This window comes from Ammoniphilus sp. YIM 78166 (assembly GCF_004522215.1).
Taxonomy (GTDB): Bacteria; Bacillota; Bacilli; order Aneurinibacillales; family RAOX-1; genus YIM-78166.
In genome coordinates this window covers 1-25,727 of record NZ_SDLR01000001.1, presented here as the reverse complement: position 1 = coordinate 25,727, position 25,727 = coordinate 1, and the positions used below count along the sequence as shown (strand labels likewise).

The window sequence follows — 25,727 nt, the reverse complement described above, 5'->3', positions numbered from 1 at the left end:
CTACTCCGTCTGTTTCGGTTTGGGGCTCGGAAGGCCATTCAACGACGACTCTGTACCAGTTCACAGCGACCACTGGCTCTCTTCAACAGAAATTTCGTGTTTACTCTTCTTCGTCAACGCCACTATTCATTCTTTGTTCAAATTTTAGCTTAGTCATAGAAAAAATGCAAGTTTCTGATCATTCTAAGCTAAGGCCTGTTCCAAATCAGCAATTAAATCATCCGGGTCCTCTAAACCTACAGACAAGCGCAGTAAGCCGTCCGTAATTCCTCGACGGTTTCTTTCTTCTTCAGGCATGGAGGCATGTGACATTTTGCATGGATAGGATAGGATCGATTCAACCGATCCTAAGCTCACCGCAACAATGGGGATCTTCACGTTTTTCATTAGCTTGCGTGCAACGGATCCATCTTCCACTTCAAACGTAAGTACCGCTCCATGGCCCGTTGCTTGGGCAGCTTGAATGGAGTGACCAGGGTGTGAAGGAAGTCCCGTGTAATTTACCTGTTTGACTGCCGGTTGGCTCTCTAACCAACGAGCAATTTTTTCAGCTCCTCGAGTCGATGCTTCCATGCGAATCTTCAGGGTCTTCAGACCGCGAAGAACGAGCCAGCAATCCTGAACCCCTAAGATGGAGCCAAATGCATTTTGCAAATATCCCACTCTCTTCGCGAGCGCTGGATCTCCAACAGCGACTAAACCTGCTACCACGTCAGAGTGCCCGGAGATAAATTTCGTCGCACTATGTATCACGATATCGGCACCCAGCACAAGCGGCTTCTGATAATACGGAGTCAAAAAGGTATTGTCTACCATTGAGATGATGCCATTCTGTCTGGCCCATTCGCAAATCGGTTGCAGATCGGATACTTTAAGCAACGGATTAGACGGGGTCTCGATATAGACTCCCTTGGTTTCGGGGCGCAGTGCTTCTTTTACTTTTGCTAAATCCGTAGTATCGACAAAAGTGCAAGTAATCCCTAAACGGCTCAACACTTCTGTCAAGACACGAAACGTGCCTCCATATACATCCTCACTAATGATCAAATGGTCCCCTGCGGAGAATAGCAAGAAGGTGGTGGAAATCGCGGCCATTCCGGATGAAAAAGCAAACCCTGCCACTCCTCCTTCGAGCTCCGCGATCGTCTCTTCGAGGGCATGACGCGTCGGATTACCTGATCTTGAATAATCATAGGCGCCAGGCTGATCCACATCTTCTTGATGGTAGGTTGATGCTAAGTACATCGGCGTAGAGCTCGCGCCCGTTTGAGGATCCACGCTGTGTCGATGATGAATGAGTCTCGTTCCAAAGTCTAAGCTCATTATACTCCCTCTCCTTGTCTCCACTCGATCTCCGCTGCATGCAGGGCTTGCTGTAGATCCGCGATTAAGTCTGCTGCATGCTCAATCCCGACAGAGAATCTCAGCAACCGATCACATACTCCTACCGCTTCTCTGACCTCTTTAGGGATATCGGCATGCGTCTGCACCGCAGGATAGGTGAGCAAGCTCTCTACTCCCCCTAGACTTTCGGCAAACGAAATGACCTTCAAATTTCGTAACAAGCCTGGGACTAAGCCTGGATCTTGCACCCGGAAGGAGATCATTCCACCCTGGCCTGCATAAAGCACATCATTCACTAAAGGATGTTCCTTTAAGAACGACGTGATTTGTCTGGCATTGTCTGTATGACGTTCCATGCGTAGGGCCAGAGTTTTCATTCCGCGAATCAGAAGCCAGGAATCCATCGGTCCCAATACCGCCCCAATGGAATTTTGCAAGAAATACAATCGATCCGAGAGCTCCTGGCCTTTGGTTACGATCAGACCCGCTAGCACATCATTATGTCCTCCCAAGTATTTCGTTGCACTATGAAAGCTAATATCAGCACCCAATAGAAGAGGCTTCTGATAATAGGGAGACAAGAACGTATTATCTACAATCGTCAACAATCCATGTTCCTTTGCGATCTGGCTCAAGCCGGCAATGTCAGCCGTGATCATCATCGGATTTGTTGGAGTTTCAATGAATACAGCTGCGGTTTGGTCCGTAATGGCCTCTTGCAGATCGCTTGCTTCTCTTAAATTCACATAACTAAAGGTTAATCCGTAGTCCTTCCACACTTGCTCAAATAATCGGTACGTTCCTCCATAGAGATCTAGGGAAGCGATAATATGATCTCCTGGCTTGAACAATCCCATGATCACATGAATAGCAGCCATTCCAGAGCTCATCGCAAAACCGCGGTCTCCTCCCTCAATTTCCGCGATAGCCTCTTCCAAAACCGTTCGGGTTGGATTCTTCGTCCGAATATAATCAAATCCTGTACTTTCTCCCAAAGCAGGGTGCAAAAATGCCGTCGAAAAAGTCACAGGAAAGCTTATGGCCCCCGTATCCTTTTGCTTGCGATTGCCAATTTGCGCTAATGTTGTCTCTAACTCCATAATTTCTCCTCCTGCTAGACATTCTATCTGTGTTAGTGTAAGGCAAAAGCCCCTTTCTTATGAGCGAGAAAGGGGCTGATCATTATCAAGAAACGACAGACCCTTATCTTTCAAGATGAACCATTCATCTTGTAGGAATTAGCACCGTACAGTATGAAAAAAATTCATACAGCCGGTTGCCGGGCTTCATAGGGCCAGTCCCTCCACCTTCTCTTGATAAGAGTAACGTATTAACTTGTTAAACTAATTAGTTAAAATTATAATCAATTCTTAGGATTTCGGCAAGTACCGCTTTTCTACTATTTTGCCGATACTCCATAAAAGCAGCACGATGATGCCCACCAATGCAATTTTTATTGGTTGTCTTATAAGGTCTGGCAGATCAGCACCAACGTAGGATAGGACAAATACACTGACCGCTTTGCCTAAGGTGGTTGCCCAAAAATAGGTATGAAAAGGCAAAGAGGATAAACCAGCCAACACGTTTATGAAGCTAGATGGAGAAAAGGGAAAGCAACGAAGCAAAAAAAGAACCGAAAAGCCATGACGTTCAAACCACCTTGAACTTTTTTCCAGCCCCTTATATCGATGAAGCCACTTTTTCGTCCAATTTCTGCCCCATTTGCGAACGAGCCAAAAGGTAATAAGAGAGCCTGTACATGCCCCAAGCCAGGTAAAAATAAACCCTTTCCATAGACCGAAGGCGGCAGCATTGCCTGTTACGATAGCAAAAAGAGGAAGTACAGGGAAAAAGGCTTCGACAATGGGAAGAATAAAAGCCACAGCGACTCCCAGCCCCCGGTAAGCGCTGATCCAATAATACAAATCCTCTAATCTGATGTCCATAAAACCCTCACTCTAATACAAGTTGAACTTTTTGTTGGAGTATGTTTTAACTATACATGCAAATATATTAATCAAAAAGGCGGCGGACATACAAATGACCCGGCAATGGATTTACTCAGGCTATTTTTATCTTATCATTATCACCCTTCTAGGTATTCTTTTAAGATGGAAAATGATTGCTCCCGTTTGGCCTGAACTTCAATTTTTGCATATTGTACACGCTCATTCTCACGTTGCTTTTTTGGGTTGGGTGTATTTTATCTTAAATGTTGTGATTGTCCGACATTGCTTTCCAGTCCATTCCCTAACCCAACGCTCGATGAAAATCTATTACTATTTATTACACGTTTCCGTTGTAGGGATGCTCATTACGTTCAGTTATCAGGGGTATGGAGTTTATTCCATCGCCTTCTCCACTCTACACGCCTTTTTGTCCTATTATTTTGCTTATCGTTTTTTCTCTTACCGTAGCCAAAACTGGCCTTGGTTTGCGTCATCCTTTTACCAAGCTGCCATCTGGTTTAATCTTTTATCTTCTTTGGGCCCTTGGGGGGTTGCCCTAAACCAAATGATTGGCTCTGGTGACAGCAACCTATCGAACTTATTTGTCTATTATTATCTTCATCTACAATATAATGGATGGTTTACTTTTGTTATTCTGGGCGTATGCTATTCTTTAGCTTATCCTACAGCTACTAAGCCTACTTCGACTATAAGATGGCTGTTTTATATGGTTGCGGTTAGTGTAATCCCATCCTATTTGTCCACTTCTCTTTGGTTTTTTGACCATCCCCTTGCCGCGCTGATTGGGATGATAGGTTCTCTATTGCAGTTTCTGGCGATTGCCTTATTCCTCATCCATGTCGCCAAACCATTATGGCTAAAGCAACAAGATGGGGCTATGCGATGGCTACTGGGTCTGTCCTTTATCAGCTTGGGCGTTAAATCTCTGTTTGAGCTCATAGGAGCTTGGCCAGTCTTGTCTTATGCTGTATTTGACAGCCGGCAAGTCATTATCGCTTACCTGCACTTGACTCTTCTAGGTTTTATTACAAGCTTCCTCCTTTATTATATCGTAGTAGTCTACACTAGCCAGCGGTTGGCTATGTCATCAACTGTTTACTGCATGGGGGTTGCCGGCATGATTATCCTCTTGTTTCTTGCAGGTCTCTTCGAATGGGTGAAGATTTCTCTAACGAAAAGTATATGGATCGGACTACTGGGTACAAGTCTTCTCATCGGCGGTGCTTTGTTGAAAATGTTTTGGGATATCCATAAGTCCTATCGATAAGCATAACAATGGAGGGCCTTTCTTGCCCTCCATTGTTATGTATTAAGACTCCACCGTTCGAGGCAGCTTCACTTCAACCATCGTACCATCCGGCTCAGGATAGATATGAATCTTTCCCCCGTGAGCTTCTATGATCTGCTTGCATATAGCTAGGCCCAACCCCGTCCCATTTTCTTTTGTTGAATAGAACGGACTAAAGATATGCTTCACATCTTCTGAGCTAATAGGTGCCCCGTTATTAAAAAACAGAACAAGCACCTTCTCCTCCTTGACCCGGCACGTGATGCGAAACAGCTTTTCTCTTTGATTGGGTAGCCGCTGGAATTCTTCACAAGCATTTTTCACAATATTAATAAAGGTCTGTTCTATTTCCTTGGAATTTCCTTTGATAATTGCATGAGGCTCAAGCTGTACGATCGTTTCAATCCCTAAGCGAATGAATTCAAATTCAAAAAGAGAAACACACCGATCAATGATATGGCAAAGATCCACCTCTTCGAATTCTCTTTTCATCTGAAGGTTTTTGCGTTTAGTTAAGGAAAGAAATCTCTCTAATATATAGTCAAGTCTCTTTACTTCATCGTCCATAATGGTGTAATAGCTGTGGATTTCTTCGGGATGGGGATGCATCTCATAGATCAGCTTTAAAAAGCCCTTTACACTCGTGATCGGATTACGCAATTCATGAGCCATTCCGGAAGCCATATTCCCTATGGCATTAAACTTCTCCACTTCCATTCGTTCGAGTTCCCACTGCTTCTCTTTGAATAACCGAATCATATATTCGTCAACAAAGGTGTTAATGACCCGAACGGCTCTTGGTTCTTTCCCCTCAAGAGAATAGGGGTAAATGATTTTGGTGAGAAAGCGATGTTTAAGTTCAGAACAGTCCCTGATCAGGGTTTCTGCATCGTGAAAATAAATGACAAAATGCTCCGCATAACGTTGCGCAAATTCGGTAACCGTCTGTAAAGAAATCGTTTCATCTTGAATGGCCTCAAGGACAAACATAAGGGCCTGCTGTAGAGTTTCAACAAGTTCGTCTCTTTTTTCTTGAAAAAGAATTTCATAATTAGCGGATTTACCAAAGACTTCGTTCACGTATTCATTCGCAAAGGCAAGCAGGTGTTCTCGCGTTGCCCGATCCATAGATAACATACATAGACTCCTTAATCGAATAGAGTAGACAAAGACAGCCAATAATCTATATATTTCTACAAAACCTTCAAAATTCCTGTTACACGCTTCAGCAGTTGACTTATCTACCCGTTTTCCCCTATGATAAAATGGCTCTAGATAAGGAAGTACAAACTAAAAGGTGGCGTCCATGAAGCCGATTATTGAATGTAAAAACATCCATTTTCATTATAATCAAAATGAAGTGCTAAAAGGCGTACAATTCATCGTTGAAAAAGGCGATTATGTAGGCTTAGTTGGTCCAAACGGATCAGGTAAATCAACCTTGCTAAAAATTATCTTAGGCCTAGTAGAACCGAAGCAGGGGGAAGTAAAGCTATTTGAAACCCCACTGAGCTCGTTTAAGGAGTGGCATAAGATTGGCTATGTCTCTCAAAAAGCCAACAGCTTTAACAGCGGTTTTCCCGCTACCGTGTTTGAAGTGGTCTCCATGGGTCTATTCGGGAAACTGGGATTGTTTAAAAGGTTAACACGTCAGCATCGTTCCGCTATTTTAGAAGCCATCGATCAAGTAGGACTATCAGACCTAGCCGAACGCAATATCGGGAAACTGTCCGGAGGCCAGCAACAGCGAGCTTTTATCGCTAGAGCCCTCGTTTCTAACCCCGAGCTGCTGATATTAGACGAACCTACGGTGGGAGTGGATACCGAGTCGGTCGATAAATTCTATCAGCTGCTGGGAAAACTCCATCAAGATCACAACTTGACCCTTTTAATGGTCACCCATGACATTGGAATGATGACCAATCATGTAAACAAAGTCGCTTGCTTAAATAAGAAAATCCACTTCCATGGAAACCCTAGTGACTTTCATGCTAATCAAAAAGCTATTTTAGAATCTGCTTACGGCTCTAATATGAATCTGGTAGAGCATCGTCATTAGGAGGAACTCACGATCCATGCTTGATCTTATGTTTCAATACGAATTCATGCGCAATGCCCTTTTTGCCGGTTTAATAGTTGGCATCATCTGCCCCGCTATTGGGGTATTTCTTGTTGTTAGAAGGCTCTCGCTTATGGCTGACGCCCTCTCTCACATCACGTTATCAGGAATCGCTGCAGGCATCCTGTTATCAAAGAAAGGAGCCTTTTTTCAGGGGATTAATCCAATGTATATGGGAATGATCTTTTCTGTTATTGGAGCTCTCCTCGTAGAACAGCTTAGAAAAGCCTATCGGTTTTATCAAGAGCTCGCCATTCCCATTATTTTATCCACCGGAATTGGGTTAGGCGTCGTTCTCATTAGCATTGCCAAGGGCTTTAATGTTGATCTCTTTTCCTACTTGTTTGGAAGCGTAGTGGCCGTAGGACGAAACGACCTGTGGACCATTATCGGGGTTGGTTTTGTTGTCTTACTTTCCATCTACCTTCTTTACAAAGAGCTTTTTGCTCTATCCTTTGATGAAGAATACGCAAGAATCTCTGGTATTAAGCGACGGATGATTAACCTTGTGTTCATTGTTCTCGTGGCATTAACCATCGCCATCTCGATGCGTATTGTTGGAATTTTACTTGTTTCTGCTCTTATTACATTGCCCGTTGCTGCCGCCCTACAGATCTCACGCAGCTTCCAGCAAACCTTTTGGATTTCCATTGTTTTAGCAGAGATCGCCGTATTAGGTGGGTTAATAACAGCTTTCTATCTGGATTGGGCATCTGGTGGTACCATTGTGCTATTCTCGGTCTTCTTACTCGTTCTTGTACTCTTCATAAAAAAGATTGTATTAAAAAAGGATTAACCCTTATAACTGTATCTTACTCCACCTAAGTGGAATTCGGATACAGTTTTTTGTTTTTTGATGACATCCCTAAAAAAACTGTCCCCATGGTTATCTTCAACCATGGGGACAGTCATAAAATTATTTAAACATATTGAAAGCAGAAGTACGGCTTGTTTCCCAAGACTCCATAAGTCCTTTGTTTGTCTTCTTTACTTGGTCTGTAAAGTTTTCTAATAGCTCTTGAACTTCTGTACGATTCTTTTGTTGTTGTTCGATTAAGCTTAGTAGAGTAGACTCTAATTGTTCTAAAGATTTTCCGAACATGCTGTTGCTAGCCTTGCCAGGTGTACCATAAAGCTGTTGAACTTTATTCACCACTTCTTCAGCACGCTTGCTCCAATCTTCTACATTTTTAGATACGGCTTCACCGTTCACATTTTTAACGTTATCTAGCATATTTGCCTTTACATCGACAACAAATTTACTTAATTCTAGTTCTAATTTATCTAGATTTTCTTTTGTTTGCTGCCAGATTTCTTTTTGACGCTCGATAGATTGAATCGTAACAGCTTCCATCTCACGCTGATATCCATACATTAGCTTTACGCTGTTTAACCATCCATCCCACATCGTGTCGAATACATTTACCGGATTTGTTAATTCGTTCTTTTTCGCTTGTGCAGTTGCCATTTTTTACATCCTCCTAAAATATCATTTTTTTTTTATATGACACAGCATAAGCTGAATCACTCAAAGTCGTTGTCGTCGCTTTCTTTACTTTTTCGGGTAGGCACACTCGGTAAGGACATGAAGAATTGAGTGTACATATTGAAGAATTGATCAAGCATGTTCTGATATTGGCCCAATGCCTCTGCCCAGGATTCTAAGTATTGTGTCCCTGCATCGGTCAAGGAATAAACTCGCTTGGCAGGGCCACCTGAGGTCGTGTCCCATTCGGACTTCACAATGTTTTCCTTCTCCAATTGGCGAAGCGTTCGATAAACATTGCCTTGATCTATGGAATGAAAACCGAACTTGACAAGCTGCTGGATCAACTCATATCCATGAGCATTCCATCCTTTAAGTATCAGCAGGAGAACGGGGACCATCATGTTTTTTGGCGGCCCGCCGGGGATATTCCATTTTTCATCTTCTCGGACCTGTTGTTCTTTATCCTTACTGGCCGACATGAGCATCACCTACAAATTTGTAATTTCCTTCTATGTGTAATTTACACCTATGTGGTCCCCCCTGTCAAGTATTGGCACAAGAAAACCCTCAGAGCTTATTCGACAAATTGTGATAAGTATTTCTTATTATCTTCACAGAATTGTCGAAGGGTTTCAATTGTTTTCGCACCAACTATTGACTATAATTTTCAATGTAAGCAAATAGAATCCTAAATTTCGACAGCGATCGAAGGGAAGTAGGATCCTTTGCAAAGACTCTTTGATCAATCGTTTGACTAATTAGAGCAGAGTCAGCTATTTCAGAGAGTATTGTTTTGCAAAAAGATGAAAAGGGAGATGAAACCATGAGTCAGCACATGCCCTTTGACCCTTTTGCCGTATGGAAGCAATTCTATGATAAGGCAGAGGAGCAATGGAGTCAGACGATAGACGAGGCCATGCACAAGGAAGAGTTTTCCAAGTGGATGGGACAAAGCCTTAACAGCTACCTTCAATATCAGAATGTAGCCCGTCAATCTGCTGAGAAATATCTGGAGCAAGCTAACATGCCTTCTCGACAAGATGTAGCGAATATCGCTGGGATGGTCGTTAATGTTGAGGGTAAACTCGACAAGTTAGAACAAACGATTGAAGACGAGATCATTGATCAGCTTAAGCAAAGAGATCTGTCGAAGGAAGTCAAAACTTTACAAGCGGATATTGCGAAATTAACTTCCCGATTAGATCAGCTTTTTGAGATTCTGCAAGCCAAGAGTGAGATTGCAACTGCAAAAGAAACTCGTACTCCTGAAGCAGCAGAACAAAAACCTAAATCTAAATAGATAACTTTTAGATATATAAATAATAAACAAAAACACTACACAAATACTTACACATGAGAGAGGATGTATGAAGATGAAAACACTCGACAACAAAGTAGCTATCGTAACTGGCGGATCCCGCGGAATTGGTAAAACTATCGCACTAGAATTAGCCCGCAATGGAGCTAAGGTAGTCATTAACTATAATAGCAATGCAGATGCTGCTAATGAAGTGGTAAAAGAAATCGAAGCCCTTGGTGCTGAAGCATTTGCAAGTCAAGCTGATGTATCTGATAGCGCACAAGCAAAGGTATTAGTAGAAGAAACGATCAACCGTTACGGTAAGGTTGATATTCTAGTAAACAATGCTGGTATCACTCGCGATCGCACCTTCCTTAAGTTAACAGAAGAAGCCTGGAGAAAGGTTATTGACGTAAACCTTAACAGTGCTTTCAATACAACCAGTGCCGTTCTTCCATCCATGGTAGAGCAAAAATACGGTCGCATCATCAACATTAGCTCCGTTATTGGTCAATCCGGAAACATTGGTCAAACCAACTATGCAGCTTCCAAGGCTGGTCTTATCGGGTTCACGAAGTCTCTTGCTCTTGAAATGGCAAATAAAGGCGTTACAGTAAACGCTGTATGCCCTGGCTATATTGAAACGGAAATGGTAGCAGAAATTGCTCCTGAGATTTTAGAGAAGATTGTATCTAAAGTTCCTCAACGCCGTCTAGGTCAAGCTAGCGAGATCGCTCGTGCCGTAAATTATCTTGTAACCGATGGTGATTACATTACTGGTCAACAATTAAACGTGAACGGCGGACTTTACATGTAATAATCTGTTGTTCAGCAACAGAAAAAAGTGGAGGGTTACAAAAAAATGATCATGTCCCCAGTTAAAGAATGGGAAGAAATCTTGGGTTTAGCTCCTGATGAGTTCAAGAAGCAACTGGACCGCGTAAAGCGATTTAACGAAGTCATGTTCGTAGAACCAGAACCGCAAGTCTATCAAACTCCGAAAGAAGTCATCTGGACTAAAAACAAGGCTAAACTCTATCGTTTCGCACCGAATAAACCCAAGACTCAACGTGTACCGTTGTTAATGTTCTATGCATTAATCAACAAGCCTTATATCCTTGATCTATCACCTGGCAACAGCTTAATAGAGTATCTGGTGAACCGCGGCTTCGATGTTTATCTCATGGATTGGGGATCTCCTGGGCCAGAAGATCGCTACATGAAGCTGGATGACTACATCATGGATTATATGCCTTTAGCTGTGCGCAAGGTTCTACGCCACAGCGGCGCAGATGAATTATCCGTCTTAGGATATTGCATGGGTGGTACCATGACAGCGATTTTTACTGCTCTTCATGCCCAACTACCTATCAAAAACGCGATCTTCATGACCGCTCCTATCGATTTTTCTGGTTTAGGTTTGTTCACCAACTGGTTGGATGAGCGTTACTTTAATCTGGATAAAGTGGTCGACACGCTAGGAAACATTCCACCAGAGATGATTGATCTTGGCAACAAGATGCTGAAGCCTCTCGTCAATTTCGCTGGTCCTTATGTAAGTCTAGCTGAGCGCGTAGAAAACCAATCTTTTGTTGATAGCTGGAAACTCATGCAAAAATGGGTAGGCGATGGCGTTCCATTCCCTGGAGAAGCCTTCCGTCAATGGATTCGGGAATTCTATCAACATAACAAGTTGATTAAAGGTGAACTGATCATTCGTGGCCATCGCGTAGATCTTAAAGAAATTAAAGCTAATGTCCTTAACATTGGCGCAACAAGAGACCATATTGCTCAGCCAAAGCAGCTCGAGCCATTAATGGATGCTATCTCTAGCAAGGATAAGACCCTCTCTCTTATGCCTACAGGTCATGTATCCATTGTTTTCGGACGCCAAGCTGTCAAGCACACCTATCCAACAATCGGTGACTGGTTAGCTGAACGTTCCAACTAATATACTTAAGACCCCAGTGAATCTCACTGGGGTCTTTTCATCTTTAGAACAAGTCCATGGTTTCTGTTTCTTTCGGACGGGAAGAGGCGATAATGGTTTCTGTATTCTGTACAGCCTCTTCAATTAAGGCTTCAAGCTCAGCTAGTTCTGCTTCGAACTTTTCTGCCTTCTCAGGGTTCGGGCGTGTTACAGGTGATTTAGGAACAAAAATGGTACAGCAATCTTCAAAAGGAAGAATGGAAGTTTCATACGTCCCTATTTCTGTTGCGATCTTTACGATTTCTGATTTATCCATCGTTACGAGCGGACGAATGATAGGCATATTCGTAACATGATTAATCGTATTCATGCTTTCCATCGTCTGACTTGCTACTTGGCCAAGACTTTCTCCCGTTGCAATCGCAAGAGCTTTGCGTTTTTTGGCAATTCTCTCCGCTATTCGCACCATGCACCTTCTCATGATCGTAATCAAATAATGCTCGGGGCATTTTTGTCGGATCTCTGTTTGGATTTTTGTAAAGGGAACCATATGGACCCTCATTTCACCGGTACCATACTGACTAACAATCCCGGCTAAATCCACCACCTTTTGTCGCGCGCGCTCACTTGTAAATGGAGGACTCTCGAAATGAATGCCTTCGATCCTGACTCCTCTTTTCATGGTCAACCATCCCGCTACCGGGCTGTCAATTCCTCCCGATAGAAGCAGCATAGCCTTCCCGCTCGTTCCTACGGGAAGCCCGCCAAAGGCAGGAATATCCAAGCAACTGATAAAGGTTCCTTCGTTTCTAATTTCCACTTTTAACAGGACCTCAGGTTTTCTCACGTCTACCTTTAGGCCTGGCATATTTCGCAAAACATAGCCACCGATCAGATTATTCATCTCCATCGAACGGTGAGGAAACCTTTTATTGGATCGATTGGTTTCCACTTTGAAGGTCATAGGAGCAGGACTGACATCCCGCATCACTGATAGAGCGGCTTCTTGTATCGTCTCCAATTCAAAGCTGTTTAGCCTCTTCGTAGGACTAAAGGAAGTGATGCCAAAAATCTTTTTTATCTTGGGTTCCACTTCCGAATAAGGAGCACCGTTCAAAGAAATATACATTCTGCCGTAAGCCTTCTCCACTTCTACTGCCGGATAAGCATCTAAAGCACGCTTAATATTTCGAATGAGCTGCGCTTCAAACATCCCCCTGTTTTTTCCTTTAAGAGCCATTTCACCATAGCGAACTAAAATATCTTCATAATTAATCATACATACTCCTTTAGGTTACCTTTAGCATTTGTTTTAATTGGGGAACTACTTGATAGAGACTTGTGAGAAAGGCATGGACTTCAGCTTCTGTATTCGAATAGGAAAGGCTAATTCTTAAACTGCTGCGGGCTCTCGACTCCCCTACATGCATAGCAAGCAGTACACGACTGGGCCGATCTACTTTAGAGGAGCAGGCAGACTTGGTTGAAATGCAGATCTGCTTGTCCTCTAGGGCATGGAGGAGAACCTCCGATTTCAATCCTGGCAAGGAAAAGTTAAGGATATGGGGTGCTCCCTCCTTGGGGGAATTTACCTTGCATTCTTCCCACTGGTCCAAGCTGTCCCACAGCCGGTTTCGAAGGCTCCGCACATACTCTGGATTAGCCTCAAATTTTTCCTTCGACATTCTCATCGCTTTTACCATCCCTACAATACCAGCAAGGTTTTCCGTTCCCGAGCGATACCCGCCTTCCTGCCCTCCCCCTACCATTAAAGGAAAGAGGTCAATCCCTTTTCTCACGTATAACAAACCGGTTCCCTTGGGCCCATGAAATTTATGGGCGGATAAGGAGACAAGATCCGCTTCCCACTCTTTAGGATGAACGGGAAGCTTTCCATACCCTTGAACAGCATCGACATGGAAAAATAGCTTGGGATAGTTCTTTAATACGGCACCAATCTCCCTCAACGGTTGAACGCTGCCTACTTCATTATTTACATGCATAATGGAAACCAGGATGGTTTCATTCCGAATGGCTGCTTTTAGATCCTCTAGACTTATCACTCCATTCCGATCTACTGGAAGGATCGTGACCTCAAAGCCGAAATGTTCCAACTGTTTACAGACATCGTAAACAGCGGGATGTTCAATCGCCGTCGTTATAATATGCTTTCCACGATTCTGATACTGAAAAGCAATCCCTTTAATCGCTAGATTATTGCTCTCAGTCGCCCCTGAAGTAAAAACAATTTCACCGGGTTGGACCCCCAATAGCTTTGCCGCAACTCCTCGAGACTGCTGCAATACCTTCTCGGACTCTACTCCTAAATGATGCAGCGATGAGGGATTCCCATAATACGAATCCATAACAGACCTCATAACATCTGCCACTTCCGGATAGGGTGCAGTAGTTGCCGCATTATCTAAATATATCATAGGCAGCACCTCCTTATTAAAGTATTCCCGTTTGCAATGGAAGAAAAAGCTAAACCACATTATAACTTATCTAAACAAGCGCATACAACTAGTTCTCTTAAAGCGATGGTAAATGTCAAAAAATTCTTTCTAATTGGAATCGCTTACATTCCCGAAAGCTATTTACAAAAGCTCTTCCCCTTGTTAGAATTATCAATAAATTAGAAACTGTATTCACCATGACGCGGTGAAGTTAAACAGAGAAAAAGATAACATAATGAGCATGGAGGGATCTCAGATGACCGTAACAGTAAAGGTGGAAGTAATTAAACAATTAGAAGAGCAAATTAAGTCCTTACAAACTCAATTAAATCGCTTGAGCCAACAGCAAGAAGGATTCGAGAAGCTAGATAGCGATACCTACTTAATGGAAGTTTATAATGCATAAGCGAAAGGGTGCCCCCAAAACTGTCGTTTTGGAGGCACCCTTTACTTGTTTCATCCTACCACCACGGCATACATTACACCGGGACCATGAACGCCGATTGTAAGATCATTTTCTATATCTGCGGAACGGCTTGGACCCGTCACGAAGTGAACACCAGCCGGCATTTCGCCCGCTTCTTGGAGTCCATGTACTTCTTTTAGGACCTCGCCCATACGCGTCTTAATGGTTTCAGCCTTGATCACAGCCATAAACGCGGTGGGGAGCAAGCTAATGGATCGTCCTTTATAAGGACTTGACATCGCCAAGATGGTCCCTGTATGCGCGATCGCATAGTCTACGATGCCTATTCCAATGTCTGTTCCCGCCGCCCTGGCTAGAAGCTCGTCCTTTCTGTCTGGATTCCAGTAGGTGACTTCGGTCCCCGGGCAGGCTTCTGCCAATTTCATCTCCAGCAATTCTGGCTGATCAAAACTAAGCAAATAGCGCGCTTGCATGGTCTGAGCGACTTCAGAGATATACCCCTTAGCTTCTTCCATTGTTGCTACATGAATGGCTTCCCCGCCGACTTTTCTCCAGTTTTCCATAAATAGTTCAATGCGTTCCTGCTGCGACATGTCATAGTTTAACCAGAAATCAGGAGCTCCCCTAAACGGATGTACCGGAGGCGTGTTTGAACGCCCTAAACGAGTCCTAATATTAGTTAGAAACTCTTCTTGTCTTTGCTTGGATCTTACTTCAAGTTCTGCCAAGTAATCCGATGGTTTAGCCATTGGTTTTCCCTCCTTTTCTCCGACTTTCTACGATCTGGTTCATCTTCGCTTGGATATCGGGATCCATCTCTCGCAGCTCTGATTGTACATCTAAATCTAGAGCTCTCCAGGAATCTCTAAACGACTGTTTAGCCAAAGAAGGGGCATAGCGGTGGGACGTCCATCCCTTTAGTGGCCCTACCTTTGCCGAAATGATGCCGTTACTGACTAGAGGGGTCTGTCCAATGGCTCCCATTTTCATAGATAATCGATAGCGTTTATGGTTGGACATCACATATCGAAACCCTTTAAAAGCAGCTCTCTCCGAAGCCGAGGTATATCCTTGATCAGCTTTTTTTCGTCTCAAATAAACCAGCATGTCGTGTAAAGGAATTTTCACCGGACAAGCTTCCCAGCAAGCCCCGCATAGTGTCGAGGCATTCGCGATATCATCCCACTCAGCCACGTTGCCATTCAGGGCTGGGGTCAACACCGCTCCAATGGGTCCGCTATACACCTTTCCATAGGAATGGCCCCCAATGTGCCGATAGACGGGACAGGCATTTAAGCAGGCCCCGCAACGAATGCAGTTGAGCAGCTCTTGAAATTCTGGATCTCCTAACTGTAAGGATCGTCCATTGTCTAAAATAATGATGTGCATTTCTTCCGGTCCATCACTATCTTGGGTTCGGCGCGGTCCTGTGATAATGGACATGTAAACCGTTAACTTTTGTCCGGTTGCAGAACGAGGCAGTAAGGTAGCCATTACTTCTAGGTCCTCTAAGGTAGGGATAATTCGTTCCATCCCCATCATGGTAATTTGTGTTTTCGGCACGGTACTCACCATGCGTGCATTTCCTTCATTAGAGAACAAGGTGATAGACCCTGTTTCCGCAATCGCAAAATTACAGCCGGTCATACCAATATCCGCTTCCAGAAACTTCTCGCGAAGCTTTGCCCTTGCGAACCCTGCTAAAATGGTCGTGTCAGCAGGGAGCTGTTCCCCTGCTTCTTTGGAAAATAAATCGGCCACTTGCTGCTTATTCTTATGAATGGCCGGTATGATGATATGGGAAGGGGTCTCCCCCGCTAGTTGGATAATATATTCCCCCAAATCGGTTTCTACTGCCTCAATTCCTGCACTCTCAAGCGCTTGGTTGAGATGAACCTCTTCAGAAACCATCGATTTGGATTTTACAACAGACTTCGCTTGCTTAGCTTCTGCTATTTTCATCGCAATTTCAACCGCTTCTTCACTGGTCGAAGCAAAATGAACATGTGTTCCTTGCGCTCTTGCATTTTCAATGAACTGGGCCAAGTAATAATCCAGATGGGCTATCGTGTGTAAGCGAATTTGTCTGCCGCGTTCCCGCCACTCCTCCCAGTTTCCTTGATCTTGTGATGCGGTCTTTCGGCCTGAACGCAGTTTTTCCGTAGTGAACCTAACGGCATTTCTTAAAAATTGGTCATTGAGCGCCACCTTGGCACGATCTTTTACACTTGTCAGTTTAGCTGTATTCATGCCTTCGCTTTCACTCCTTCATATAAAAGTTCAACGAGATGCATGACACGCAAGGGTTTTCCCTTATAGTGAAGATGCCCGCCAATGTTCATTAAGCATCCCATATCCAGTCCAACTAGTACTTCTGCCTCGGTTTCCATTACATGCTGCGCCTTCTCCTCGACCATGGCCCCTGAGATATCTGACATTTTCACCGCAAAGGTTCCGCCGAAGCCACAACAGTCCTCTCCAAATGGCAACGGTACCAACTCTAGTCCGCGAACATGCTTGAGTAACTCTAAGGGTTCATTCTTTACCCCGAGTAAACGAGTGCCGTGACAAGAAGGATGATAAGTTACTTTATGCGGAAAATACGCCCCTAAATCTTTTACGCCAAGCACCTGGACAAGGAATTGGGTAAACTCATAGGTCTTATCCATTAGTTTTTTCGCTCTTTCTAGCAGAACGTTATCATTTTCAAATAATCTCTCATAATTATGATGAATCATCCCTACACAAGATCCCGAAGGAGAAATCACAAAATCACTGTCTTCAAACGCATCCAATAAAGTGATCGCTGCGCCACGCGCGTCCTCCCAGTATCCGCTATTAAAAGCCGGCTGACCACAACAGGTCTGTACCTCTGGAAAGTCAAGCTTTACCCCGTGGCGAGCTAACAGTCTTGCCATAGCCTCCCCTACATGAGGGTAAATCCCATCTACTAGACAGGTAACAAACAGGGAAACTTTCATGTGTAAACCCTCCCTTTGCCTAACGAAGTAAGTATATCTCCAACGCCCTTCAGGTCATCAGATGTCTATTAAGTAGAGTATACTGCAATTTTTAAAAAAAGAACAGAACTTTTTAACTCTTGCTTCAATAGGAAAAAGGTTCAAGGGCTACACCTCGAACCTTCTAGTCTTGTAGCATAATCTCTTCTACTTCCTGCAAGTGCTTAATCATGGCTTCTTGGGCCTGCTCCACATTCTGGAGTCGAATCGCCTCGTATATCTCTCGATGAGCCACCAGAAGAATATCAGCATCCAACTCTTCATACATCTTCTGTCGCGACGCCTTCATTGTCCGCTCAATCATTTCCGAGATGGAATGCATGACGGACTCAAGCATTTCGTTATGGGAGGCTTGTGCGATAGCAAAATGGAAGTTCCAGTCAGCCTGATCTCCTTGCTCTCTTAGATCTCCTTTATGCGCTTCTTCCATCTCGTCTAGCGCTTCCCCAATTAATCGGAGATCTTCTACTGTTCTTCTTTCGGCTGCTAAACGGACGATCCCCGCTTCAATGATCTTGCGAACTTCATAAAGAGAACTGATATCTTGCTTGGTCACCGGTCTAAGAGACTCTAAAGTATGTTTAAGCTCTTCAGGTTCAAGTCTCGTAACAAACGTTCCCTCGCCCTGGCGAATAGTCACGAGTCCCATGGTTTTCAGCGATCCTATTGCTTCTCGAATCGTGGATTGTCCCACACCTAGGATTTCACCAAGCTCTCTTAAGGATGGCAATCGATCTCCGGCCTTATATACACCTGAAATGATCTGGTCACGCAGATAATCCGCAACCTCTTCATAGGTTTTTCGCACTTTAAACTGTGGTTTCATGGCCCACCTCAAGTTTCCTTCTTTGTATGAAGAGAATTATAGCACACTATCCTCCATTTTCCCATCTTGTTACAGCAACGTCCATGTAAGAAGGCCCCATTCTTTGTTTTAAAAGAAAATAGGGCCTCTTCTTTATTTATAGTGCTCTGTCCAACAAGTCCATGATATGGATGGCTTCCATTTTCCCTTCCATTCCAGCACGGATGATGCCGTTCTTCATCTGCAGTAAGCAGCCTGGATTGGAAGTGACAACGTATTGAGCTTTCGTCTCTTTAACCTGCTCCATCTTTCCATCTAAGATCTGCATGGACATGTCAAAGTTCGTAATATTATAGATCCCTGCTGAGCCGCAACAACTATCCGCATTGGCCAGCTCCACATATTCTACGCCCGGAATGCTGCGTATGAGATGGCGAGGCTGATTACGAACACCTTGCCCATGAGCCAAGTGGCAGGAGTCTTGATAGGTTACTCGTACGGAGAGCGGTTTGCTGAAAGTGATTGGCGGCAATTCTGCTAAAAGCTCGTTAGCATCTCGCATTTTAGCCACGAAAGCCATCGATCGCTCTTTCCATTCTGGATCTTCATGAAACCAATGATGATATTCTTTTAGTGCGGCTCCGCATCCCCCAGCGTTATTGACTATAAAGTCTACTTCCGCCTTTTCAAAGGCTTCGATATTACGCTTCGCAAGTTCCTTTGCCCCATCCTTTTCACCGGAGTGGGCGTGAAGAGCGCCACAACAGGACTGGTTCTCTACAAATTGGACATCACACCCCGCCTTCAACAGAAGGCGAGCGGTTGCTTGATTCGTTTCATAGAACATAACATCCATCACGCAGCCAGTAAATAAACCGACTTTAAATAATCTTTTTTGCTCTGTCTTCATAACAGATTGTCTTTTGTTTCTTTCCCACGGGGAGGCAATCGTATCCACCGCTTTTTGCATCTCTGCCATCGGCTTTGGCAAGATTTGAATAAGTCCCGTTTTATCTGCTAGCTTTTGCATTCCAGCTGCTTGAGCTGCCCATAGAGCGGTTCCTAACCACTTCATTCGCTTAGGCTTGCTGAAGAGCTCTTCAAATAGGATCGTTCGGATCATTGAAGGCTTTTCTTTTTTCTTCTTATAGTCTTCTACAACATCCCGGGCCGTTTCCACCAAGCTCCCATAAGGAACCCCTGCCGGACAGGCCGTTTCACAAGCCCGGCATCCTAGACAGAGATACATATTTTTCTCGAACTCCTCATCGAGGGAAAGCTGCTCTTTCGCTACCCCCTTCATGAGGGCGATTCGGCCCCTCGGACTCGCATACTCCATTCCCGTCTCACGGTACGTAGGACAGGCCGGCAAACAAAAACCACAGTGCATGCAATTCATAATTTCATCCATATTAAACTTTGCCAATAACCCATTTTGGGAATCCATTTTAACTTCCACGTCACAAGCAGGCTTTTGTACAGGCAGGTTGGTCATCGTACTCATTACTGCTTCACCACCACTCTGCGTCTTTCGCTATTGGCAAACATTTTTCCTGGATTCATAATGTTGTTGGGATCAAAGGCGGCCTTCAATCGCTTCATCAATTCCACGCCGCCATCGCCTACTTTAAGACTGAGGTAGTTCATCTTGGCCATGCCCACCCCATGCTCTCCTGTAATGGTTCCGCCCATTCGAATAGCAGCTCGGAATATCTCATCAAATGCTTGTTCCACACGATGGATTTCCTCTTTATTCCGTTCGTCCGTCATGCAGGTAGGATGCAAATTTCCATCCCCAGCGTGACCAAAGGTACAGATCTGCAAGTCATACTTCACAGCGACTTGTTCTACCACTTCTACAATCTCAGCTAAACGCGAGCGCGGAACCGTTGCATCCTCAAGAATCGTCGTCGGTCGCAATCGGGACAATGCGGCCAAAGCAGATCTTCTCGCCGCTAATAACTTCGCTCCCTCTTCGATCGTACGGGCTACCTCAACCAGGGCTGCTCCTTCCTGGCGAGCAATCTCTGCGATTTTCTCAATGTCTTTTACCACCTGATCCTCACTGCCATCCTGCTCAATTAAAAGCATCGACTTCATCTCTAAAGGGAGCCCTAACTTCGCAAAATCATCAACAACCTTCATGGTGGATTGATCCATAAACTCCATGGTCGCAGGAATGATTTTTGATGCAATCACCGTCTCTACTGTACGTGCCGCATCTACAAGGTTGCGATAATAAGCGACCAAAGTCCGCTTTGTTTCAGGAAGGGGAACCAATTTGACTGTTATTTCCGTAACAACCCCCAAGGTTCCTTCCGATCCGACCATGAGGCGTGTCATATCGTAGCCGGCGACATCTTTTACATTTTTTCCGCCGCAGCGAAGGATCTCGCCGGAAGGCAGCACATACTCAAGACCCATGATATAATCTTTGGTCACCCCATACTTTAAGCCGCGCATCCCTCCTGCACATTGAGCCATGTTGCCGCCGACAGTGGATATCCTCATACTTCCTGGATCTGGTGGATAAAATAGACCTACGGCTTCTACGGCTTTATGCAAATCCGCGGTTACCACTCCGGTCCCTATTGTAGCCGTAAGGTTTCGTTGATCAATCTCATAAATTTTATTAAAGCGATTCATATTTAGCACGATGCCGCCCTCGACAGGGATCGTTCCGCCCGCCAAGTTCGTCCCCGAGCCTCTTGGTACGACCGGAATCAAATGTTCGTTAGCCAGCTTAAGAATGTCCGACACTTCCTGCGTGGTCTCTGGCATAATGACCGCATCTGGCATCGATTGATAGATTGGAGTGGCATCATATGAATACGCATACAATTCATTTGGACTATCCAAGTAATATTTACTTCCTACGATCGCGATAAATTGATTTTTTAATTGTGGACTAATCATGATTCGCCCTCCCGTTTTTCACCATGTTGACAGGTCATCAGATGACTTTTGATAAATCTACTCTATCATATGCTTACAAAATTGTGTAGAGTATTTTTATACCCATTGCGATCAAAAGTGGAGGAACTTATGAGCCTAACCAAAAAGAGCTATGAAATCATCGCTGAAGAATTGCAGCGACTGATTGAATCCGGACTGATAAAACCTGGAGATAAATTAGACTCCATTGAAAGTTTAGCGAAGGAATATCATGTAGGCCGATCGACCATCCGTGAAGCCTTAAGTCAACTCAAAGCCAAAGGTTTAATAGAGTCTCGGCAAGGAGGGGGCACCTACGTCACTAGTGCAATCTCCAGCATGTCTCCTTTTCAAGACCTTCCTGTAGACAACCCGTTAGAGCTGAGTCAGCTTCTGCAGGTGAGAAAAATCGTGGAAGTCGGTTGTATTGAGCTTGCCTCCAAATTGCGCACCCAATCTGATATAGAAGAGCTTGAAAGAATCTTAAACCAGATGAAAGATGCCATTGGAAATGAAGAAATTAGCCAGGTTTATGATGTGAATTTTCATTTAGCCATAGCCAAAGCTACACAGAACCCTTTCTTGCTCGCCATGATGGAAAGCATCTCTACCGTTATGAGTCGAACCATTCGAGATACCCGAAATCTTTGGCTCTATAGCCGTAAAGAAACGGCAGCCCGCCTTTTCGAGGAGCACCAGCAAATGCTAAAATGCATCATTTCTCAGAATGGGGAAGCTGGAATGATCGTTATGAGAGATCATTTATCCAAGGTAGAAACGGTATTAAACAAGAACTAACTGGAGGGCTGCAATCCTCTAGTTATGGGGGGTTCGAAAAAAATTAGAAAATACTACTTGTCAAAATATCTTTGCCTTTCTATAATAAGGTCATCTGATGATCTCACTACAACATGATAATGAGAACCGGCTGGATAGTAGCAAGTCGATTCCACTAATGCAGATAAAGAGTTCAGAATACTTATTGATTCTTATCTGCTAAAAACATGTTCATGCTGTAAGCGTTTTCTAGATCACGGGGGAAACTTTTTAGGGGGGTTTATTTTGAGTACTGGGGTTTTAGCTATCTTATCTTTACTTCCTATTCTGTCCGTCGCCTTATTCCTTGTCGCCTTGCGTTGGCCTGCAAGCCGAGCTATGCCCATCTGTTATATTGTTGCAGCCGGTCTTGCTCTTTTTGTCTGGAAGGTACCGGGTGCCCAAGTTGCTGCTGCTTCTGTAAACGGTTTAGTTACGGCAGGAACGCTGCTATACATTATCTTCGGGGCCATATTACTATTAAATACGCTACAAGAAAGCGGTGGCTTGCGGACGATTCGCCAGGGCTTTACTGATATTACCCCTGATCGTCGAATTCAAGCGATCATTATTGCTTGGTTGTTTGGTTCCTTTATTGAGGGGGCTGCTGGATTTGGTACACCTGCTGCAGTCGCCGTTCCACTTATGGTCGGTCTAGGCTTCCCTGCGATGGCAGCTGTTATGGCAGGAATGATTATTCAAAGCACGCCGGTTTCATTCGGTGCAGTTGGTACGCCTGTCCTTGTGGGAATCAATAGCGGTATAGGCTCGGACGAAGCTATTAAAGCCTTTGCAGCCAATCTTGGCTATGCGGAATGGAGCCAATTCCTCAACATGATCGGAGCCAAGGTTGCTCTCCTTCACGCCATTGGCGGAACTTTAGTACCGTTAATCGTAGTGGCTTTCCTTACCAGATTCTACGGCAAAAACAAGAGCTTTAGTGAAGGCTTGAAAGTATGGAAATTCGCTTTATTCTCCGCGTTTGCCATGACGATTCCCTATTACTTAGTAGCTGTCTTGCTCGGACCTGAATTCCCATCTATGATCGGTGGTTTAGTAGGACTTGCCATTGTAATCACGGCAGCCAAGAACGGTTTCCTTATGCCTGCCAAAAATGATATGTGGGACTTCGATAAGAAAGAAAATTGGGATGCTTCTTGGAATGGAAAAATTGAAATCAAGGATATTGCTGCACGTAATGGCGATATCAGCATGATTAAGGCATGGGCTCCTTATATTCTTGTTGGATTATTCCTCGTAGTCACACGTTTGAAAGCGTTGCCTTTCATGGATTTGTTAAGATCTTGGACGGTAAAGTTCCCCAATCTATTTGGAACTGAAATCAGTGCGAGCTTCCAACCTCTGTATTTGCCTGGGACGATCTTTATTGTTGTTTCCCTCATTACACTCTTATTACATCAAATGAGTGGTGCAGCATACGGTCGTGCCGTATCGAGCGCTTTTAAAACAACATTATCTGCATCTGTAGCCCTTATTTTTACAGTTCCTATGGTACAAGTATTCATTAACACGGGAGGCGGTGCTGCCGAGTTCGCTAGAATGCCTATCGCTCTTGCCGATGGAGTAGCTGCCTTAGCCGGCTCTGCTTGGCCCATCTTCGCTCCTTTCATCGGTGGTTTAGGTGCCTTCGTTGCTGGAAGTAATACCGTTAGTAACATGATGTTTTCGTTATTCCAATTCGGGGTTGGCGAGCGCATCGGGGTGGATCCAACTTGGATGGTGGCTCTACAGGCTATCGGTGGAGCCGCTGGTAATATGATTTGTGTGCATAACGTAGTCGCTGCATCTGCTGTAGTTGGACTCGTCGGGCGTGAAGGCGATGTAATACGCAAAACACTCTTGCCTTTCACTTATTACGCACTCTTGCTTGGTTCCGTAGGTTATTCCATTGTTTGGTATTCTCAAAAGGGAATCTTTAATGTCGGTACATTTATTGCTGTGGCTATCGGCTTCGCAGCCATCTGGATTATTGCTACGAATAATAGAAGGGTTGCACAGTTCAGCAGCAATAAGAATATTGCCTCTTAGATTAGTAAAAGGATGGGCTTACGAAGCTCCATCCTTTCTTTTTGTCCATCCGTTCAAATTTCGTATTTACGAGATGATTGACATTGTTCCATAATAGGAACAGCATGTAACAAACGGAGGTTGCCATGAACATACTTTCCAAAATCCTTATCTTGCTTCTCGTCTTTTTGGCAGGCTGTGCTAAGCAAGAATCTTTACCCCAACATGAAAAGTCTATTGTGGAAGAAAGAAAAGAAAAAGAAGCAGTCGGTTCTAGCCAACCCACAACCACACTCCCACTCCCTTCACCTTCCCCCATCGTCATCTCTTTTGCCGGGGACACCATGATGGCTGGCCGGGTGGCTGATATGGTTAAAGCCAAGGGTCCTGACTATCCGTTTACGGATGCGGCACCCATCTTTCATGGAAGCGACCTTTCCATGCTAAATGTTGAAACTGCCATTAGTACCCGGGGAGATGCCAAGCAAAAGGAATACACCTTCCGCAGTGATCCCGTGATGGCTGAAGCACTGAAAAATGCAGGAGTCGATGTAGTTACAGTCGCAAACAACCATGCCTTGGATTATGGTTCAGAGGCTTTCCTTGATACACTAGCGCACCTGCATAAAGCAGGAGTTCGATATGTCGGAGGAGGAAACAATCAGGAGGAAGCCTACGCTCCAGTTGAACTAGAGGTGAAAGGAAAGAAAATCGCCATCTTTGGTTTTAGCCGAGTTTTAGCTGAAGCCAGCTGGCACGCCGGTCAAAACCATCCTGGAATGTCTAGTGCCTATGATCCAGAGCTCGTCTACCGTAGCGTCAAACCCTATGTGAGTCAAAACGACTATACCATCGTCTACCTTCACTGGGGTCAGGAACTAGCCGAAAAGCCCTTACCCTATCAAGTTCAACTCGCCCATGGTCTAATCGATCTAGGAGTAGATCTGGTGATCGGCAGTCATCCCCATGTGCTTCAAGGCTTGGAGTGGTATAAGGGCAAACTCATTGCCTACAGCCTAGGGAATTTTGTGTTTACCACGAGTCGTACGGCGGAAGGACGTCAGTCCGGCATCCTTCAGGTAACTCTAACCGATGACCAGATCCTGCCCCGTTTCATTCCTATGCATATCGACCAGGGAGCCGTGTGGCACGCAAACGAGACGATTACACAACAAATTATGGAGCGGCTGAAACGACTGTCTGTGGGTGGAAGCTGGCAAAGTGACAATACATTTGTAGTGAACCCTTAGATAGGAGAATCGAGGGAAAAACGGGGGCTTTGATTCCCTGATCTGGACCTCGGCGAGGTTTGAGGGTATCAAACGGCAGCTTTGATTCCCTGATTCGGGCTTCGGCGGGATTTGAGGGCATCTAACTGTGGGTTTGGTGCCCTGATCCGGGCTTCGGCTGGATTTGAGGGCATCTAACTGTGGGTTTGATTCCCTGATTTTGGCTTCGGCTGGGTTTGAGGGCATCTAACTGTGGGTTTGGTGCCCTGATTCGGGGCTTCGGCTGGGTTTGAGGGCATCTAACTGTGAGTTTGGTGCCCTGATCCGGGGCTTCGGCGGGGTTTGCGGGCATCTAACTGTGAGTTTGGTGCCCTGATCCGGGGCTTCGGCGGGGTTTGCGGGCATCTAACTGTGAGTTTGGTGCCCTGATCCGGGGCTTCGGCGGGGTTTGCGGGCATCTAACTGTGAGTTTGGTGCCCTGATCCGGGGCTTCGGCGGGGTTTGAGGGCATCTAACTGTGAGTTTGGTGCCCCGATCCGGGCTGCGGCTGGGTTTGAGGGCATCTAACTGTG

General features: G+C 44.7%; 24 protein-coding genes, 1 riboswitch and 1 other annotated feature (1 of these 26 running past the window's edge). Of the genes, 10 read left to right on the top strand and 14 right to left on the bottom strand.

Annotated features, from left to right (window positions below; translation table 11 throughout):
• Positions 1 to 126, bottom strand: a binding site (T-box leader) (it extends 107 nt beyond the left edge of the window).
• Between the two features lie 57 nt (positions 127 to 183).
• The 3 genes from EIZ58_RS00115 to EIZ58_RS00105 form a co-directional block, all read right to left on the bottom strand.
• Positions 184 to 1,323, bottom strand: coding sequence for an aminotransferase class I/II-fold pyridoxal phosphate-dependent enzyme (locus EIZ58_RS00115; RefSeq protein ID WP_134698500.1), 1,140 nt, complete (start codon positions 1,321 to 1,323; stop codon positions 184 to 186).
• Complete coding sequence (locus EIZ58_RS00110; RefSeq protein ID WP_134698499.1) at positions 1,323 to 2,444, bottom strand: aminotransferase class I/II-fold pyridoxal phosphate-dependent enzyme; 1,122 nt, start codon at positions 2,442 to 2,444, stop codon at positions 1,323 to 1,325. Before EIZ58_RS00110 ends, EIZ58_RS00115 begins: the two co-directional genes overlap by 1 nt.
• Before the next feature lie 100 nt (positions 2,445 to 2,544).
• A riboswitch (SAM riboswitch) is annotated at positions 2,545 to 2,667 on the bottom strand.
• Positions 2,668 to 2,714: 47 nt separating this feature from the next.
• Positions 2,715 to 3,290 (bottom strand): TVP38/TMEM64 family protein, encoded by a 576-nt coding sequence (locus EIZ58_RS00105; RefSeq protein ID WP_134698498.1) that lies wholly within the window; start codon positions 3,288 to 3,290, stop codon positions 2,715 to 2,717.
• Between the two features lie 94 nt (positions 3,291 to 3,384).
• On the opposite strand from EIZ58_RS00105, the gene EIZ58_RS00100 reads away from it, so the two are divergent.
• Positions 3,385 to 4,581, top strand: a complete 1,197-nt coding sequence (locus EIZ58_RS00100) for a hypothetical protein (RefSeq protein WP_134698497.1) — start codon at positions 3,385 to 3,387, stop codon at positions 4,579 to 4,581.
• Positions 4,582 to 4,623: 42 nt separating this feature from the next.
• On the opposite strand, the gene EIZ58_RS00095 is transcribed toward EIZ58_RS00100, so the two are convergent.
• Positions 4,624 to 5,739 (bottom strand): two-component system sensor histidine kinase NtrB, encoded by a 1,116-nt coding sequence (locus tag EIZ58_RS00095; protein ID WP_134698496.1) that lies wholly within the window; start codon positions 5,737 to 5,739, stop codon positions 4,624 to 4,626.
• Positions 5,740 to 5,908: 169 nt separating this feature from the next.
• On the opposite strand from EIZ58_RS00095, the gene EIZ58_RS00090 reads away from it, so the two are divergent.
• Both EIZ58_RS00090 and EIZ58_RS00085 read left to right on the top strand, forming a co-directional pair.
• A complete protein-coding gene (locus EIZ58_RS00090) occupies positions 5,909 to 6,661 on the top strand; it encodes a metal ABC transporter ATP-binding protein (protein WP_134698495.1) in 753 nt (250 codons plus the stop codon).
• Between the two features lie 16 nt (positions 6,662 to 6,677).
• Positions 6,678 to 7,517 carry a metal ABC transporter permease gene (locus EIZ58_RS00085; RefSeq protein WP_134698494.1) on the top strand — a complete coding sequence of 280 codons (840 nt, stop codon included), beginning with the start codon at positions 6,678 to 6,680 and terminating at the stop codon, positions 7,515 to 7,517.
• Between the two features lie 120 nt (positions 7,518 to 7,637).
• Here EIZ58_RS00085 and EIZ58_RS00080 read toward each other — a convergent pair whose 3' ends face one another.
• The gene (locus tag EIZ58_RS00080; protein ID WP_134698493.1) at positions 7,638 to 8,189 is read right to left on the bottom strand and encodes a hypothetical protein; all 552 of its coding nucleotides are present in this window, start codon (positions 8,187 to 8,189) and stop codon (positions 7,638 to 7,640) included.
• A gap of 56 nt (positions 8,190 to 8,245) precedes the next feature.
• On the bottom strand, positions 8,246 to 8,689 hold the full coding sequence (phaQ, locus tag EIZ58_RS00075; protein WP_134698492.1) for a poly-beta-hydroxybutyrate-responsive repressor: 444 nt from the start codon (positions 8,687 to 8,689) through the stop codon (positions 8,246 to 8,248).
• 344 nt (positions 8,690 to 9,033) lie between these two features.
• Here phaQ and EIZ58_RS00070 point away from each other — a divergent pair, with 344 nt between their 5' ends.
• The 3 genes from EIZ58_RS00070 (at position 9,034) to phaC (ending at position 11,461) form a co-directional block, all read left to right on the top strand.
• A complete protein-coding gene (locus EIZ58_RS00070) occupies positions 9,034 to 9,510 on the top strand; it encodes a DUF4349 domain-containing protein (protein ID WP_134698491.1) in 477 nt (158 codons plus the stop codon).
• A gap of 73 nt (positions 9,511 to 9,583) precedes the next feature.
• Positions 9,584 to 10,327 carry a 3-oxoacyl-[acyl-carrier-protein] reductase gene (gene fabG, locus EIZ58_RS00065; RefSeq protein WP_134698490.1) on the top strand — a complete coding sequence of 248 codons (744 nt, stop codon included), beginning with the start codon at positions 9,584 to 9,586 and terminating at the stop codon, positions 10,325 to 10,327.
• A gap of 45 nt (positions 10,328 to 10,372) precedes the next feature.
• Positions 10,373 to 11,461 (top strand): class III poly(R)-hydroxyalkanoic acid synthase subunit PhaC, encoded by a 1,089-nt coding sequence (gene phaC, locus EIZ58_RS00060; protein ID WP_370297579.1) that lies wholly within the window; start codon positions 10,373 to 10,375, stop codon positions 11,459 to 11,461.
• A 43-nt stretch (positions 11,462 to 11,504) separates the two neighbouring features.
• On the opposite strand, the gene thiI is transcribed toward phaC, so the two are convergent.
• Positions 11,505 to 12,719 carry a tRNA uracil 4-sulfurtransferase ThiI gene (gene thiI / locus EIZ58_RS00055; RefSeq protein ID WP_483296320.1) on the bottom strand — a complete coding sequence of 405 codons (1,215 nt, stop codon included), beginning with the start codon at positions 12,717 to 12,719 and terminating at the stop codon, positions 11,505 to 11,507.
• 10 nt (positions 12,720 to 12,729) lie between these two features.
• The gene (locus tag EIZ58_RS00050; protein WP_134698489.1) at positions 12,730 to 13,875 is read right to left on the bottom strand and encodes a cysteine desulfurase family protein; all 1,146 of its coding nucleotides are present in this window, start codon (positions 13,873 to 13,875) and stop codon (positions 12,730 to 12,732) included.
• Between the two features lie 277 nt (positions 13,876 to 14,152).
• Here EIZ58_RS00050 and EIZ58_RS32980 point away from each other — a divergent pair, with 277 nt between their 5' ends.
• On the top strand, positions 14,153 to 14,302 hold the full coding sequence (locus tag EIZ58_RS32980; protein ID WP_167577408.1) for a hypothetical protein: 150 nt from the start codon (positions 14,153 to 14,155) through the stop codon (positions 14,300 to 14,302).
• 50 nt (positions 14,303 to 14,352) lie between these two features.
• Here EIZ58_RS32980 and EIZ58_RS00045 read toward each other — a convergent pair whose 3' ends face one another.
• The 6 genes from EIZ58_RS00045 to EIZ58_RS00020 all read right to left on the bottom strand — a co-directional run bounded on the left by EIZ58_RS00045 (position 14,353) and on the right by EIZ58_RS00020 (position 21,064).
• Positions 14,353 to 15,072 (bottom strand): LutC/YkgG family protein, encoded by a 720-nt coding sequence (locus tag EIZ58_RS00045; RefSeq protein ID WP_134698488.1) that lies wholly within the window; start codon positions 15,070 to 15,072, stop codon positions 14,353 to 14,355.
• Positions 15,065 to 16,573: a LutB/LldF family L-lactate oxidation iron-sulfur protein gene (locus tag EIZ58_RS00040; RefSeq protein ID WP_134698487.1), complete on the bottom strand. Its 1,509-nt coding sequence runs from the start codon at positions 16,571 to 16,573 to the stop codon at positions 15,065 to 15,067. Before EIZ58_RS00040 ends, EIZ58_RS00045 begins: the two co-directional genes overlap by 8 nt.
• On the bottom strand, positions 16,570 to 17,304 hold the full coding sequence (locus EIZ58_RS00035) for a (Fe-S)-binding protein (protein WP_134698486.1): 735 nt from the start codon (positions 17,302 to 17,304) through the stop codon (positions 16,570 to 16,572). The genes EIZ58_RS00040 and EIZ58_RS00035 overlap by 4 nt, the downstream gene beginning before the upstream one ends.
• Positions 17,305 to 17,467: 163 nt before the next feature.
• Positions 17,468 to 18,169 (bottom strand): FadR/GntR family transcriptional regulator, encoded by a 702-nt coding sequence (locus tag EIZ58_RS00030; protein ID WP_134698485.1) that lies wholly within the window; start codon positions 18,167 to 18,169, stop codon positions 17,468 to 17,470.
• Between the two features lie 136 nt (positions 18,170 to 18,305).
• Complete coding sequence (locus tag EIZ58_RS00025; RefSeq protein ID WP_134699576.1) at positions 18,306 to 19,595, bottom strand: (Fe-S)-binding protein; 1,290 nt, start codon at positions 19,593 to 19,595, stop codon at positions 18,306 to 18,308.
• Between the two features lie 56 nt (positions 19,596 to 19,651).
• Positions 19,652 to 21,064, bottom strand: a complete 1,413-nt coding sequence (locus tag EIZ58_RS00020; RefSeq protein WP_134698484.1) for an FAD-binding oxidoreductase — start codon at positions 21,062 to 21,064, stop codon at positions 19,652 to 19,654.
• A 129-nt stretch (positions 21,065 to 21,193) separates the two neighbouring features.
• Between EIZ58_RS00020 and EIZ58_RS00015 the strand changes: the two genes are divergently transcribed.
• The 3 genes from EIZ58_RS00015 to EIZ58_RS00005 all read left to right on the top strand — a co-directional run bounded on the left by EIZ58_RS00015 (position 21,194) and on the right by EIZ58_RS00005 (position 25,176).
• Entirely contained in the window at positions 21,194 to 21,880 is a 687-nt protein-coding gene (locus EIZ58_RS00015; RefSeq protein WP_167577407.1) for a FadR/GntR family transcriptional regulator, read from the top strand.
• A gap of 264 nt (positions 21,881 to 22,144) precedes the next feature.
• Entirely contained in the window at positions 22,145 to 23,947 is a 1,803-nt protein-coding gene (locus tag EIZ58_RS00010) for an L-lactate permease (RefSeq protein ID WP_134698482.1), read from the top strand.
• Positions 23,948 to 24,072: 125 nt separating this feature from the next.
• Positions 24,073 to 25,176, top strand: a complete 1,104-nt coding sequence (locus EIZ58_RS00005) for a CapA family protein (protein WP_134698481.1) — start codon at positions 24,073 to 24,075, stop codon at positions 25,174 to 25,176.
• Positions 25,177 to 25,727: the final 551 nt, after the last annotated feature.

Coding starts and splice junctions, on each gene's coding strand:
- EIZ58_RS00005 (WP_134698481.1), top strand. CDS start 24,073: ATGAACATACTTTCCAAAATCCTTATCTTGCTTCTCGTCTTTTTGGCA.
- phaQ (WP_134698492.1), bottom strand. CDS start 8,689: ATGTCGGCCAGTAAGGATAAAGAACAACAGGTCCGAGAAGATGAAAAA.
- EIZ58_RS00070 (WP_134698491.1), top strand. CDS start 9,034: ATGAGTCAGCACATGCCCTTTGACCCTTTTGCCGTATGGAAGCAATTC.
- EIZ58_RS00050 (WP_134698489.1), bottom strand. CDS start 13,875: ATGATATATTTAGATAATGCGGCAACTACTGCACCCTATCCGGAAGTG.
- EIZ58_RS00090 (WP_134698495.1), top strand. CDS start 5,909: ATGAAGCCGATTATTGAATGTAAAAACATCCATTTTCATTATAATCAA.
- EIZ58_RS00115 (WP_134698500.1), bottom strand. CDS start 1,323: ATGAGCTTAGACTTTGGAACGAGACTCATTCATCATCGACACAGCGTG.
- EIZ58_RS00105 (WP_134698498.1), bottom strand. CDS start 3,290: ATGGACATCAGATTAGAGGATTTGTATTATTGGATCAGCGCTTACCGG.
- thiI (WP_483296320.1), bottom strand. CDS start 12,719: ATGATTAATTATGAAGATATTTTAGTTCGCTATGGTGAAATGGCTCTT.
- EIZ58_RS00100 (WP_134698497.1), top strand. CDS start 3,385: ATGACCCGGCAATGGATTTACTCAGGCTATTTTTATCTTATCATTATC.
- EIZ58_RS00080 (WP_134698493.1), bottom strand. CDS start 8,189: ATGGCAACTGCACAAGCGAAAAAGAACGAATTAACAAATCCGGTAAAT.
- EIZ58_RS00020 (WP_134698484.1), bottom strand. CDS start 21,064: ATGATTAGTCCACAATTAAAAAATCAATTTATCGCGATCGTAGGAAGT.
- fabG (WP_134698490.1), top strand. CDS start 9,584: ATGAAAACACTCGACAACAAAGTAGCTATCGTAACTGGCGGATCCCGC.
- EIZ58_RS00040 (WP_134698487.1), bottom strand. CDS start 16,573: ATGAATACAGCTAAACTGACAAGTGTAAAAGATCGTGCCAAGGTGGCG.
- EIZ58_RS00095 (WP_134698496.1), bottom strand. CDS start 5,739: ATGTTATCTATGGATCGGGCAACGCGAGAACACCTGCTTGCCTTTGCG.
- EIZ58_RS00085 (WP_134698494.1), top strand. CDS start 6,678: ATGCTTGATCTTATGTTTCAATACGAATTCATGCGCAATGCCCTTTTT.
- EIZ58_RS00015 (WP_167577407.1), top strand. CDS start 21,194: ATGAGCCTAACCAAAAAGAGCTATGAAATCATCGCTGAAGAATTGCAG.
- EIZ58_RS32980 (WP_167577408.1), top strand. CDS start 14,153: ATGACCGTAACAGTAAAGGTGGAAGTAATTAAACAATTAGAAGAGCAA.
- EIZ58_RS00110 (WP_134698499.1), bottom strand. CDS start 2,444: ATGGAGTTAGAGACAACATTAGCGCAAATTGGCAATCGCAAGCAAAAG.
- EIZ58_RS00025 (WP_134699576.1), bottom strand. CDS start 19,595: ATGGATTCCCAAAATGGGTTATTGGCAAAGTTTAATATGGATGAAATT.
- EIZ58_RS00030 (WP_134698485.1), bottom strand. CDS start 18,169: ATGAAACCACAGTTTAAAGTGCGAAAAACCTATGAAGAGGTTGCGGAT.
- EIZ58_RS00045 (WP_134698488.1), bottom strand. CDS start 15,072: ATGGCTAAACCATCGGATTACTTGGCAGAACTTGAAGTAAGATCCAAG.
- phaC (WP_370297579.1), top strand. CDS start 10,373: ATGATCATGTCCCCAGTTAAAGAATGGGAAGAAATCTTGGGTTTAGCT.
- EIZ58_RS00035 (WP_134698486.1), bottom strand. CDS start 17,304: ATGAAAGTTTCCCTGTTTGTTACCTGTCTAGTAGATGGGATTTACCCT.